Raw genomic sequence first — 12,271 nt, 5'->3', positions numbered from 1 at the left:
AGCCATATTGGTTTGAGTACAAAAATAATATTCAAACAGGATGATTTCACTCTCTGGCTTTTCATCTTCAAAACCAGAACCGCACTTACCTTATAAATATATTTTTATTGCTCAGTAATAAACTGAATAAAATTCAGGCTTGCGGATATTGCTTTCAGTTTCTATGCCATAATAATAAATACCGCATAAAAATTCTTATTTTTTATTATAAAATCAGATTATTACTTATTCAGAAAACTGATTAACAGCCGCCATCAGAGCCCGCATTTTTTGCTCATCTTTAATTCCGGGCAATGCTTCCACACCACTGGATACATCAATAGCCATAGCTTTGCTTTGTCTGATAGCCAAAGCAATATTTTCCGGTTTCAGACCACCAGAAAGTATCCATGGAATATCCAGCCTGTCTGGCAGCATCTGCCAGTCAAAAGTCTGACCTGTACCGCCATACTGCCCGGCAACAGCTGCATCAAACAGCAAAGCACGGGCATCTGTATATGTAGCTGCCGCAGCTTCAATATCAGCTGTTTCACCTACTCTTATTGCCTTAATATACGGACGCTGAAACTGACGGCAGAATTCAGCATTTTCATCCCCGTGAAATTGCAGTACATCCAGAGGCACATGCCTCAGCACTTCCTGTACTTCAGTTGTAGCAGCATTAACAAACAACCCGATTACTGTTACAAACGGGGGTATACACTGAGTAATTGCCTGCGCCTGCTCAATAGAGACACAGCGTTTACTGTCAGAAAAAAATATCAGTCCAATTGCATCTGCCCCAAGCCGGGCAGCGAGCATTGCATCTTCAGCGCGGGTCATCCCGCAAATCTTGCTTCGAATTTTCATCCTCGACCCCTTTTCAAACTTGCCCGCAATATTGGCATTAATCCAGATATGGCCACAGCCATACCGGTAAAGCAGCTGTTTCCACACCCCAGTGCTGCGGATAATCAATACCGGTCAGATATAATCCGTCCGGCATAAATGTTGGCGGTGCCAGCCGCCGGCTTCTAGCTGCCAGCAACTGAGCAAAACCGGCCACACTCAATTTACCTGCACCCACATACACCAAAGCACCAACAATATTACGTACCATATTGTGTAAAAACGCACTACCATAAAAATCGATCGCCATTAATTCCGGGCTGCCGACAAGGTCTAATTTATATAAGGTTTTTACTGGTGATTTAGCCTGACAGTCACTGGAGCGGAAGCTGGAAAAATCATGTTCTCCCACCAGCATTGCCGCAGCTTCACGCATTAGCGCCATATTCAACGGATAGTGAGTCCAACCAACACGACCACGCAGTTGCGGCATACGTACTCGGCTGGATTCAAGCATATAACGATAACGCCGCCCGAATGCGTCAAAACGGGCGTGAAATTCAGCGGCTACCGGTTGTGCTTTGATAATACGAATATTTTTATCCATCGCTGTATTCGTACCGCGCAACCATGCTTCGGCACTTCGCAGCGCACACGTATCAAAATGTACCACCTGCCCCGTTGCATGAACACCGGCATCGGTACGTCCTGCTACCACAACATTGATTTGTTCAGCGGCAATGGAACTCAAAGCATCTTCCAGAACCGACTGAATAGTATACAAACCATCCGGCTGCTTTTGCCAGCCATGAAAGGCACGCCCATCATAAGCCAGAGTTAATGCCCAGCGCTGTACAGGCAAACCACCTTCATGCGTAATCACCTGATTTTCTTCTCTGTTAGCAACCATGCCTGTTTCTAATCCAAATAAATCACATCAACCACATTCATTATTATCGCATAGCCGTTAACCGCCTTCATATTTGAAACCTATGTAATTGCTCATTGCAAAGCAACAATAAAAAATTGCCTGATAATAGACTCGCTTACATTATTAATAGGCCAGTCAAATCAGAATATATATTAGTTCAGAATGATTTTATCTGGCTGCAATGCCCGTTTCTGCACGCCATTACGCACCACTTCTTTATTTCTTAACAGTTACATTCAGCTTGTTTCATAAGCTGATACACCTTAAAAGCAAACTTATAAACCAAAACAAAATCAATTAATAACAGAAACTTATGTGAGTAATATATTAAAAAATACGGCAAATTTACAACAAATAAAATAGCCAAATTCCATAAACAGAATTCGGCTATTTAGTGTTCAAATACAGAAATTAATACAGCTGACAATTCAACCTAAGCAAGGAGAATTAGCCACCTAATTGCTGTAACAGATTTTGTGCCTCTGCCAGTATCGTGCCATTAGCTTCATCAACCAATTCACGCAACGTCTGACGAGCAGTAACTGCATCATCCATTTCCAGATACATTTTTGCCAGTTCCAGCTTGGCTTGTAATGGAATAGCCTGCTGTTCAGGAGTCAGAGGTTTATCAACCTGCTCAGGTTCGGCTGATTGTTCCAGCCAGTCCTGCCCACCATCACCGGTGGCAAATGAAGAGATCGGTCCTGTTGGTGCAGAAGTTGCATTAACAGCTGGTGCCGGTTCAGATTTATTCTCTTCCAGAGCAAAATCCAAGGCTGAAATATCTGTTGCATCTTCATCAGCGGCAACAGGGGATACAACAGGCTGAACTACTGAATCATCATCACTTATTCCTAATGAATCCCAATCAATATCTGTGGAAATAGCATCATCTTCTGCTGCAAATGCATGCTGATCGTGTGGTGCTAAAGTCTGCTCAATAGATGAAATTTCATGCTCCGCAGCAGAAGTTTCATGTTTGGTTTCATCATCAAATTTGAAGTCATCGTCCCATTGCAAATCAGACAGATTATTTAACGTATCGTCTTCCGATGCAGCCACAGGTTCAGATTGCGGTGCAACCTGAATGGTATCCTGACGTGTTTCAGCAGACTGTTGCTCATCTGCAACTACCCACTCCAAATCGGCATTATCTGCAACCTTTTCCTGAGCCGCAGCTGCAACCGGCTCTTGTGAAGCCAATACCTCCGGCTGCTCAGTGTCATCAAGCTGATCCAGCCAGGATAAATCATCTTCACCATTTTGCTCAGCAGCTGCCGGAGCTGCCGCATTTGTGTGTTCCTCTTCAGTGAAATTGAAATTGAGCCAGTCAGTATCTGTTTCTTCCTGTTTTGTTTCTGTCGCTTTATTATCAGAAAGCAGAGCTACAGATTCTGTTTTCACATCAGCAGCAGGTTTATCATCGGCTTTAGCTGGTGTATCTGACACCCCGGCATCATTCAACCATGACCAGTCATCATCTTCTTCTGCGGCCTCAGTGGCTGTAGTCGCCGCCACCGGAGCTGCCGCTGTTTTAGTCTGAACAGGTACAGTTTGCCGGACCTCAGGCGGCTCAGAGTTAAATACAACATCATCTTCATCCTCGTCATCATCAGATGAATAATCCTCATCATCCGCACTATTTTGTTTTTTACTTCTTTGCCAGAGTAACGCGGCAATTAACAGCACACCGGCAAAACCAGCCAGAGCATAAAGCCACCATGAAGGCAGGAAAGATTCTTTTTCGGGCTCTTCTGCCGGTTGTGTATTATTGACTTTAGGTTGTACGGGCTCAGCCTTAACCACTGATGTCGCACTTGCTGCAGGAGCTGAAGCCTGAGCAACTTCTGAAGCCTGAATAGTGGCTGAAGCCTGAGCAGGAACTGAAGACGCTGCTGATATTTCTGCTTTAACAGTGCTTTCTTTAGTTTGAACTTCCGACGCAGCCGTATCTCCGGTATTAGCTGCTACTTTGGGATTTTCTTTTGTTACTGCCGGTGTTGTATTTTGTGTCACTTCCGGTTTTACAGCTGTTTTAAGTGGTACTTTGGATAATTTTTTCAGTTGTGAAGTAGAAGGAATATCCAGACTGATATTGCGATACATCAAATCAGGATTACCGTTACGAAAAGCATTCGGATTGGCTACCTGTATAGCATGCATGGTCTGCTCTAAACTCAGCCCCTGCGGCCGTACCCTACGTGCAACATCCATCAGGGTTTCATTATTATCGACATTATATTTCACTACCGCATTTTCGGAAGCAAGACCGTTTTGTAATGCGACAGTAGCCCGTGCTGCAGATTTTTCTTTTACAGAACGTGCCGGTGCAGGATGTACAGGTCTGTGCTGTTTGCCGGTTGCTCTGTTTTTACCGGCTGAGCGATTGCGTTCAGGAGGATCCAGCAACGCAGTATACTGTCGTCCCTGACTACCGGCAGTAAGACTGAAAGTCAGCATCGGATCATGCACAGGTTTACTGGAACGCAAATGAATCACAGCATTTTGTCCTTGTGCGGTTACACGTACCTGCAATGGTGCTCCTGCAACAGCCGGACGTCCTTTTAACGCTGCCCTAGCTTCGTCCCCTGTCACCACAACGCTACCTGAAAACGGTTCACCCAGTGCCGAACTAACTTGTAAGCTACCTAGCCCTGCCCAGGCAGGTGCACTGGCTAACATACATAAAGACAATGCGATGATTTTTAAATTATTTGCGTTTTTCAATCCCGTACCCTCATCGGTAATGCACCAATGCCGTCAGGCGTATGTGCCTATTTACTATGAAAATTTTACAAGTACTTTTAAAAAATAAATGCAATTGGTGTTTAACGTTTACTAAACCTGTTTTTATATTATCTCACGCTATAATAGCTTTTGCGACACTTTAATGCCAAGTATCCTTTACTTAACTTTCATTCAAATCCGGTTTATCTGTGGACATTTTCAGACGAATCATCATTCAGAAAGCCTGAAACCAATATACAACAATAGTTAAATTTTGTTTATTAGCTTACTTTAACACGTGCCAAGTGTAAAAACTCAGGGTATTATGGCACATATATATACCCTTAATTAACCTGTTAACCAGAAAATAAAGATATCTATTCCCGATAATGAAAGCAGTATTTGAATTCATGGTAGTCATTCTTTTCTTTACTACCTATGCCTTAACCAAAAATATTATCCTTGCCACTGAAGTAGCCATTGCAGCAGGTATTATTCAGGCTGTGTGGTGCCTGTATAAATACCGGCGCCTGCAAACGATGCAGTGGGTAAGTCTGTTACTGGTCGTCATACTGGGCGGAGCGACCGTAATTTTAAAAAATGAGCACTTCATTATGTGGAAGCCGACCGCCCTGTTCTGGGTTATGTCGGCAGGTCTGCTGATTTCACACCTGTGCGGCAAAAATGTTCTGAAAAGTACCATTGGAAAAGAAATCAGTATGCCCGACACTGCATGGCGTAAACTAACCTATATCTGGGTTATATTCCTGCTGGCACTGGGTGCACTTAATCTTTGGGTTGCTTACACCTTTACCGTAACACAATGGGTTAATTTCAAACTCTTTGGCAGTACCACAATATTATTTTTATTTCTTGTTGGACAAACAGTATATATTAGTCAATATACTAAAAAGGATGAGTTGTAATGCTGTTTATGCTAATGGCCACTGATGCCGATAACAGTCACGAAGCGCGTATGCAAGCACGGCCAAAACATTTGGCGCGTTTAGAAGAACTAAAGGCACAGAAGCGTCTGGTTCTGGCCGGTCCTAACCCTTTACCCGAAGATGACAGTCATTTTTCCGGCAGTCTGATTGTTGCCGAATTTGATTCTCTGGATGAAGCGCAAGCATGGGCCGAACAGGATCCTTACGTTGATGCCGGAGTATTTGAAGAAATTCTGATCCGTCCTTTTAAAAAAATTCTGCCAAATGACTGATATTCAGACTATTATTCAAACGCGTCTGCAAATACTGGCTCCGCAGCAACTGGAACTAACTGATGACAGTCATTTACATGCAGGACATAAAGGTCATCGTGGTGGTGGACATTACAGCCTGCTGATTGTCAGTGATGCTTTTACCGGTTTATCTCGTCTGGCCCGGCAACGTAAGGTTCATCAGTTACTTGAAGATTTATTCAGAACAAATACCATTCATGCCTTAAGCATCAGAGCATGCACACATAGCGAATACTTAACCAGATAATAATTTATTTTTATCTACTTAAACTAAAAAGAGAGTTAACCATGAAAAAACAACTTATTGCTGCTGCCATCATGTTCGGACTAACCGGCATTGCCGCTGCTCAGACTGTAGTTACTGTTAACGGAACCAAAATTGACAGTAAAGAAGTCGATAGTCAGGTAGCCCTACTGGTACAGGAAAGCCAGAATCAGATCCAGGATTCGGCCGAATTGCGTAAAAATATCACTGACCGCCTGATTATTCGTACTTTGCTGATTCAGGCTGCAAGAAAACAGAATCTGGACAAAGATCCTGAATATTTAAAAGCATTGAGTCAGACTGAGGCAGAAATCAAACGACTGGGCGATGATAAAAAACCGGGTTTCAAAGAAGAATGGGCACTCTTCAAAGACGAACTGCTGGCTCAAGCCTACCAGGTCAGCATAGCAAAAAACAATCCGGTAAAATCTCAGGATGTAAGTAATGCATATAAGGACATGGTAAAATACTACAGTGGCACACAGGAAGTGCAACTAGGTGAAATTCTAACCCAAGATACAGATACAGCAAATCAGGCTATTAATGAGTTAACAGCGAAAAAAAGTTTCAGCGCTGTAGCCAAAAAATACACGATTGATCCTGCCGGACGCGATAATGGCGGTATTGCTAAAGGTTTCGTTTCTCTTAAAGATCTGCAGGAAAGTTCTGCCCCGGTTTATAACGCCATTAAAGATCTGAAAAAAGGGCAGTATACTACTACGCCGGTACAGGGTAACGGCAATATATATGCTGTATTCTATATAAATGATAAGCGCAATGTTAAACTACCAAGTCAGAAAGAAATGGAGCCTATTCTGTCACGTCGCTTACAAAATGCCTTAATAGCCCAACATATTGAGCAACTGTACAAAAATGCTTCTATCAAATAATAATTTAATTCTGAGTTATTTTATTAATCAGAACAGAAATAAGGAATACTCAACATGAAAAAAAGCATTCCTTGGCTAGCCGGCTTAAGTATCATGGCAGCCGGACTCGCTTTTGCTGATGCGCCCAAAATTGACAGCCAGCGTATTGACGTTATGCTGAAACAGTTTGAGCGTCAGATGCAGGCTCAGCCAGGTGCTCCGGTACCGGATAAGGCAGAAATTCAGAAAGAAATTACCCTGCGCCTGCAAACAGCTGATTTATTAAAAGCTGAGGCCATTAAAGCCGGACTGGATAAACAACCCGAAACTCAGGCAGCATGGCAAAATGTGCAGGCACAATTTTATGCCGCCCAATACGTAGATTATCTGGCTGCTAACATTGAAATAAAAGACAGCGATCTGCGCCGGCAGTATAGTCAGGTCAGTCAGGAAATAAATTTACTGCCAATTGTTTTTCCAAGCAAAGAAGCGGCTGAAGAAGGTTTAACCAAACTGAAAAAAGGCCTGGCTTACGAAACACTGTACAAACAGGTTAATCCGGAAGCGCCAGCCAGCAACTGGGTGAATCCTCAGCAATTGCCGCCTGAATTTGCCCAGTTAGCTTCTCAATTGAAAAATGGTCAGATTTCAGCAAATGTCATTACTATTGATGGTCATTACATTTTGCTGAAACTGGCCGGTATGCGTCAGGCACCTAACGCACCTGCATTTGACCAGATTAAAGAGCAATTGCGTGAACAAGCCAAACAGCAGAAAGTACAGGAACAAATTAATCAGCTTTTGCAAAAAAACGGTATTAATCTGGATCCGCAATAATTTTACTGAACAAAAACCGGTACACAGTACCGGTTTTTTATGGATAAAGACAAATCACTCTGTCGATCAGTCTCTGAACAATTCTCAATCTGTATTCGCCTGCTTATTTTGTGGCTGATACAACATCTCTACATAGGGTATTCCGTCAGTAATATAAGGCGCTCCCTGTATCTGAAAATTATGTCGCTGATAAAATTTAAGAACCTGCCGGTACGCCTCTATTTTGACCGGATATTCAGCATAATGATTCCTAGCATAATGCAGAATCAGATTAACAAGCTGGTCTCCGAGTCCGGTGCCGCGTACGGATGAATGCGTTACAAATCGACTAAATGTAAAATGCTCTCCTGCCAGAAACATCCTTGCATATGCCAGTATCTTCCCGTCGCGCTGGTAGTAAACATGTTTAGCCTGCAAATCCCTGTCATCCAGCTCAGAACAAACGCGTTGTTGCTCCACGATAAAAGTATCAATACGCAAGCGGGCAATGTGAAAAAAATCATGTGATGAAATCTCATCAAAGTTTTTAATACACCACATAACTACTTCCATCCCTTCATATTAATAATGAATAAATGATTATTCACGCCTTAGCCTTAATCACAAAATCTAAAATACGCTAACGTAACATACTCAAATTAGCTTCTTAACAATACCACAGTTCCCGCTCCCTAATCCCGACTTCTGCTCTTTTACTTTTATCGAAAGAAGTACCTGTTTAATGAATAATTAATCCCAAAAACCAGAAAAAATTCAATGATTTAAATAATCATATGAATCAAAATATGAGATATTTAAAATATGTCTGCTATAAATCAAAAACGGATTATCTGCAGTAAAGCAGATAATCCGCGTAAATTTTTTTCAATTCACTTACTGTCTGGCTGCTTCAATCTGAATGTTAAGTTTAACATAACGACTGGCCGGCATAGCAGTCAGATATTCATTAATTCCCCATTGTGAGCGATCAATAATGGCCTCAAAATCACCGCCACATACCTGGGCCTGATTCATAGGGCTTTTATAACAATTAAATTTAGTCGCTCTGAGCGTAACAGAATGGGTTTGCCCGACCATCGTTAACTGACCGCGCAAGGCTCTGACTTTACCCTTATTATCAAAAACCCAGTTATTCGAAACAAAATGCAGATTCGGATATTGTGCAGCATTAAAAAAAGCTTTGCTTTGCAGATGTTTTGTGAATTCACTGCGACCAGTATCCAGAGTACTGAGAGGAATAGTAATATCTACAAAACCTGTCTTCGAAACTGCATCATATTGAAGTTTGCCATTAAGATTATAAAAACCGCCTACATTACTGGAAGTCGCAAAGTGATCAAGCGTAAAACGGGCATTGGTATGCAACGGATCAATTTTATAATCCGCAGCAACCGCCGGTACAGTTATTCCAAGCAGAGCTGCCATCAAAATACTGGCTAATTTATTCATCAATAAACTCCTCTAAACATTTGTCTGACGGCTGCAATATTAACGTGAATATTCAAACAAAAAAATCCCGAAGAGTAAAAATATTATTTCTTAATGGGAAAGAATTCCGATATATGAATATATCTTTAACCGGATAATTTTATCTATTTTACAATTAATAATTACCGGTCAAAGACTGCGATAGATTCAACATGTGCAGTTTGCGCAAACAGATTCATAATACCGCCGGCACGATAATAATAACCGCGCTTAACGAGTAAACCCGCATCTCGTGCCAGAGTAGCCGGATCGCAGGAAATATACACAATCCGTCGTGGCAACAACCGCTCTTCAATTTCATTTAAAGACTGTATCAGAGCCTGAGCGCCCGCGCGTGGCGGATCAAGCAACCATTTATGTGCATAACCTAAACTGCATAAACGCCGTCTGTTCATAGCAAAAATATCAGCCTGCTGAAAACGCACAAGCCTGGCCAAACCATTATGCCTGGCATTACGCGCAGCACGTTGACACATAGCAGCAACACCCTCAATACCCAACACCTCTGCCTGCATCCGTGCAATCGGTAAACTGAAATTCCCCAAACCACAAAACCAGTCAATAATCCGCTCGCCGGCACATGGCTGCAACCATTGCATTGCCCGCTGTACCATAAGTGCATTAGTCGCATGATTAACCTGAGTAAAATCTTCCGGCTGATATGGAATCTCAATTTGATATTCGGGCAGACGATAAGCAAGAACCGAAGTCGCAGATGAAGATATTAAAGTGGTTTTATTACCTTTTTGTAACCAGCACTGCCACACATAACCGCTTTGCTGCTGTAACTGTTGCAGCAGACTATCAATCTGCATACGCTTGGCCTGGTTTAACTCATCAGCCTGTATAGTGAGTGCAATAGCATCATTACCCTGATGCAGCATAATGCCCTTAACCGTATTTGCAGACCAGTTTTGTAAAAAAAGCTTAATTGGTTTTAAAGCTTTCGATATTACCTCGGGTAATACCAGACAATAATCAATATCTACAATTGAATGGCTTTGCCTGGCCTGAAAACCGAGCTTTAACCGGCCTTTATCATAGACTGCATGTAATCGCACTCGTTGGCGATAATGCCATGCTAAGCCATAAACAGGCGGCACCAATTCATCAGGCAAAACCTTGCCCAGACGCTGCATCTGACTTAACCACGCACGCTGTTTTAGTGCCACCTGCGCAGTAAATTCAATATGCTGGCTATTACAGCCCCCGCAATCAGCATAATAATGACAAGGTGGTTGCACACGAGCAATACCGGGCATCAGTATTCGGCTGATTCTGCCTTCAGTATAGGATTTTTTTATCCGTACCGGCTGCCACTCCACCACTTCACCCGGTAATGCCTCCTCAATAAAAACCGCCTTACCGTCAACATGGGCAACACCACGCCCTTCCTGATTCCAGTCAGTAATCTGTGCCGTAAACTGCTGTTCCAAACTATAACCTCAAGCCGGATAATGGCCATAAATAAATTTAATTGTAATTAATTTATCACATTACAGACAAATTACGTTATTATTATATTCATATTGCCACACTGGATTGTCAGAATAATGTTAAAACCAATACTTTATGCGCTGACCACTACTTTGATCACTACAAGTGCATATGCTGCAATTCCTATGCCGGACTATGCTGTGCCCAGTCAGGGGCAGCAGGTTATCCTGAATGTTCCGCAACTGCGGCTATTTTTGTTTCAGGACGGAGAATTAATTAAAACTTACCCTATAACAGTAGGTAAAGCCAGTACACAAACACCATTGGGTGAATACAAAATTGGTGCCAAAGTAAACAAGCCTACCTGGAGTGTTCCGCTCAGTATCCAGAAAGAAATGGCAGCCAGCGGTAAAGCTGTACAGAAATCCGTACCACCCGGCCCGAATAATCCACTCGGACCGGTATTTGTTCGTCTTGGTGAACCACGACTCGGGCTTGGCATTCACGGTACCAATGTACCCAGCAGCGTGCCCGGTGTGCGCAGCCATGGCTGTGTGCGTTTACGCAGTCCGAATGCACTGGATTTTGCCGCAGCAGTACAAAGCGGCGCCGATGCAGCAGTTATTTACCAGCAGGCATCAGTCAATACAGATGAACAAAATGATATCTGGATTGCTGTTTACCGTGACCCTTATAACAAACGTAATCTGAATAGAAAATTGCTCAACCAAAGCATTAGCTCTTGGGCACAACAACATCAGCTGCACATCGATCAGCAACGCCTGAATAACGCTCTGAGCAAACCAGCCAATACATTGATTTGCCTCACCTGCAGTGCCGGAAAAACCAAAGTCAGCGGCAAACTAAGCTCACTGCAATGGACTAGTGGTCAAGGCAAAATTGTCGGATTCAAACACGTTAACCCAGCAAATAATAAGCCTAAACAGGTAATCACCCCAGAAAACAATAATATTGAAGTGGATGAAGATGCGGATGAATCACCCAGGCAAAATATTACCCCGTTACAGCCATCCGCTACCACACCGGCCAGGGAACAATCTGCACCGGCACAGCGGGTTCCGGTCAAAACTATTCCGCCCTCTTCCGAGCCGGGCTTTGATGCATTAATGTAACAAAATACCAGATAGTTTAATCATATCTGTACTTAATTCAGGGAAAAAAATCTTCCAGTAGCTGCCATAAAACTGCTTTGTCTGCAGCCTTAAGCCGCTTTAGCCGATATTCACATCGTGCTGCAGCGGCTTTATTAATATTCTGGCAAACCAAACGCATCCGAAGTGGCGGATATATGCGTGTATATCTGGCTCCTTTTCCGGCACAATGCAACTGCCAGCGCTGTAACGGCCGGTTAGTTATACCGCAATAAAATGCACCATTAGTACAATACAGTAAATACACCGCCCAATCAGCCCTTAGCTGTGGTAAAGGAGGTAATACAGCCAGAACACAATCAGGTAACACTAATTTCATCTCTTTGAATAACCTGCAATCTAATATCTGAGAAAAATCATTTCAGACAAAATCAAATCCTCACTTAAATTGAGATATTTATTTTATAAGCAAAACTTTAACCACTCAGTAATATCATAGCAAATAGCTGAACGCACATTCATACTTATCAATATTCA

General features: G+C 42.7%; 13 protein-coding genes. 6 read left to right on the top strand and 7 right to left on the bottom strand.

What is annotated here, in order from left to right; all coding sequences use genetic code 11:
• Positions 1-225: 225 nt before the first annotated feature.
• The 3 genes from H3T84_RS00320 to H3T84_RS00310 form a co-directional block, all read right to left on the bottom strand.
• Complete coding sequence (locus H3T84_RS00320; protein WP_198217043.1) at positions 226-849, bottom strand: phosphoribosylanthranilate isomerase; 624 nt, start codon at positions 847-849, stop codon at positions 226-228.
• A 37-nt stretch (positions 850-886) separates the two neighbouring features.
• Positions 887-1,738, bottom strand: coding sequence for a tRNA pseudouridine(38-40) synthase TruA (gene truA, locus H3T84_RS00315; RefSeq protein ID WP_198217041.1), 852 nt, complete (start codon positions 1,736-1,738; stop codon positions 887-889).
• Positions 1,739-2,206: 468 nt separating this feature from the next.
• Positions 2,207-4,486 (bottom strand): FimV/HubP family polar landmark protein, encoded by a 2,280-nt coding sequence (locus H3T84_RS00310; protein ID WP_198217039.1) that lies wholly within the window; start codon positions 4,484-4,486, stop codon positions 2,207-2,209.
• 389 nt (positions 4,487-4,875) lie between these two features.
• Between H3T84_RS00310 and H3T84_RS00305 the strand changes: the two genes are divergently transcribed.
• Genes H3T84_RS00305 through H3T84_RS00285 form a run of 5 tightly spaced genes read left to right on the top strand, consistent with a single transcriptional unit; the run spans position 4,876 to position 7,697 of the window.
• On the top strand, positions 4,876-5,412 hold the full coding sequence (locus H3T84_RS00305) for a septation protein A (protein WP_198217037.1): 537 nt from the start codon (positions 4,876-4,878) through the stop codon (positions 5,410-5,412).
• Entirely contained in the window at positions 5,412-5,705 is a 294-nt protein-coding gene (locus tag H3T84_RS00300; RefSeq protein WP_174833952.1) for a YciI family protein, read from the top strand. Before H3T84_RS00305 ends, H3T84_RS00300 begins: the two co-directional genes overlap by 1 nt.
• The gene (locus H3T84_RS00295) at positions 5,698-5,973 is read left to right on the top strand and encodes a BolA family transcriptional regulator (protein WP_100117225.1); all 276 of its coding nucleotides are present in this window, start codon (positions 5,698-5,700) and stop codon (positions 5,971-5,973) included. The genes H3T84_RS00300 and H3T84_RS00295 overlap by 8 nt, the downstream gene beginning before the upstream one ends.
• Before the next feature lie 41 nt (positions 5,974-6,014).
• Entirely contained in the window at positions 6,015-6,881 is an 867-nt protein-coding gene (locus H3T84_RS00290) for a SurA N-terminal domain-containing protein (protein ID WP_198217035.1), read from the top strand.
• Between the two features lie 54 nt (positions 6,882-6,935).
• Entirely contained in the window at positions 6,936-7,697 is a 762-nt protein-coding gene (locus H3T84_RS00285) for a peptidyl-prolyl cis-trans isomerase (RefSeq protein WP_037474436.1), read from the top strand.
• Positions 7,698-7,781: 84 nt separating this feature from the next.
• Here H3T84_RS00285 and H3T84_RS00280 read toward each other — a convergent pair whose 3' ends face one another.
• From H3T84_RS00280 to rlmD, 3 genes are all read right to left on the bottom strand, one after another.
• Positions 7,782-8,237, bottom strand: a complete 456-nt coding sequence (locus H3T84_RS00280; protein ID WP_198217027.1) for a GNAT family N-acetyltransferase — start codon at positions 8,235-8,237, stop codon at positions 7,782-7,784.
• Between the two features lie 333 nt (positions 8,238-8,570).
• Entirely contained in the window at positions 8,571-9,146 is a 576-nt protein-coding gene (locus tag H3T84_RS00275) for a YceI family protein (protein ID WP_198217025.1), read from the bottom strand.
• A 161-nt stretch (positions 9,147-9,307) separates the two neighbouring features.
• Positions 9,308-10,621: a 23S rRNA (uracil(1939)-C(5))-methyltransferase RlmD gene (gene rlmD, locus H3T84_RS00270; protein WP_198217023.1), complete on the bottom strand. Its 1,314-nt coding sequence runs from the start codon at positions 10,619-10,621 to the stop codon at positions 9,308-9,310.
• A 117-nt stretch (positions 10,622-10,738) separates the two neighbouring features.
• Here rlmD and H3T84_RS00265 point away from each other — a divergent pair, with 117 nt between their 5' ends.
• Positions 10,739-11,755, top strand: a complete 1,017-nt coding sequence (locus tag H3T84_RS00265) for a L,D-transpeptidase (RefSeq protein ID WP_174833957.1) — start codon at positions 10,739-10,741, stop codon at positions 11,753-11,755.
• A 37-nt stretch (positions 11,756-11,792) separates the two neighbouring features.
• Here H3T84_RS00265 and H3T84_RS00260 read toward each other — a convergent pair whose 3' ends face one another.
• Positions 11,793-12,113, bottom strand: coding sequence for a GIY-YIG nuclease family protein (locus tag H3T84_RS00260; protein ID WP_198217014.1), 321 nt, complete (start codon positions 12,111-12,113; stop codon positions 11,793-11,795).
• Between the last annotated feature and the right edge of the window lie 158 nt (positions 12,114-12,271).

This window comes from Snodgrassella sp. M0110 (assembly GCF_016101465.1).
GTDB lineage: Bacteria > Pseudomonadota > Gammaproteobacteria > Burkholderiales > Neisseriaceae > Snodgrassella > Snodgrassella alvi.
The sequence above is the reverse complement of the archived record's forward strand: the minus strand, read 5'-3'. Positions and strand labels throughout refer to the sequence as shown.

Bases quoted from the DNA above. Each gene is read 5' to 3' on its own strand.
- H3T84_RS00320 (WP_198217043.1), bottom strand. From the start codon at position 849: ATGAAAATTCGAAGCAAGATTTGCGGGATGACCCGCGCTGAAGATGCA.
- truA (WP_198217041.1), bottom strand. From the start codon at position 1,738: ATGGTTGCTAACAGAGAAGAAAATCAGGTGATTACGCATGAAGGTGGT.
- H3T84_RS00305 (WP_198217037.1), top strand. From the start codon at position 4,876: ATGAAAGCAGTATTTGAATTCATGGTAGTCATTCTTTTCTTTACTACC.
- H3T84_RS00300 (WP_174833952.1), top strand. From the start codon at position 5,412: ATGCTGTTTATGCTAATGGCCACTGATGCCGATAACAGTCACGAAGCG.
- H3T84_RS00295 (WP_100117225.1), top strand. From the start codon at position 5,698: ATGACTGATATTCAGACTATTATTCAAACGCGTCTGCAAATACTGGCT.
- H3T84_RS00290 (WP_198217035.1), top strand. From the start codon at position 6,015: ATGAAAAAACAACTTATTGCTGCTGCCATCATGTTCGGACTAACCGGC.
- H3T84_RS00285 (WP_037474436.1), top strand. From the start codon at position 6,936: ATGAAAAAAAGCATTCCTTGGCTAGCCGGCTTAAGTATCATGGCAGCC.
- H3T84_RS00280 (WP_198217027.1), bottom strand. From the start codon at position 8,237: ATGTGGTGTATTAAAAACTTTGATGAGATTTCATCACATGATTTTTTT.
- H3T84_RS00275 (WP_198217025.1), bottom strand. From the start codon at position 9,146: ATGAATAAATTAGCCAGTATTTTGATGGCAGCTCTGCTTGGAATAACT.
- H3T84_RS00265 (WP_174833957.1), top strand. From the start codon at position 10,739: ATGTTAAAACCAATACTTTATGCGCTGACCACTACTTTGATCACTACA.
- H3T84_RS00260 (WP_198217014.1), bottom strand. From the start codon at position 12,113: ATGAAATTAGTGTTACCTGATTGTGTTCTGGCTGTATTACCTCCTTTA.